The 214-nt window shown below is 73.4% G+C and carries 1 pseudogene; it reads right to left on the reverse strand.

The features are described 5' to 3' along the window. Window positions 1-214, reverse strand: a pseudogene (locus tag JHD07_RS38955) (molecular chaperone DnaJ); the annotation flags it as partial.

A 214-nucleotide genomic window follows, 5' to 3' on the forward strand; every position in this document is an offset into this window, starting at 1 on the left:
CATGTCCAGGAACGGCGACCGCACCCGCGAGGTCTGCCCCGACGGGCGCGTCGCGCCGCCGCCGAACAGCCCACCGAGATTGCCGAAGCCTGCATTGGCCAGCGGCGTCCAGCCGAGCAGCCCGGCGCCAAAGATTCCGAGCGGGATCGCCACCGCCAGTTCGCCCCGCAATCCCGTGAAGGCCGCGACCGCCAGCGCAAGAACGCCGCCGCCG

Origin of the sequence: Bradyrhizobium sp., from assembly GCF_016462955.1 — a bacterium.
GTDB lineage: Bacteria > Pseudomonadota > Alphaproteobacteria > Rhizobiales > Xanthobacteraceae > Bradyrhizobium.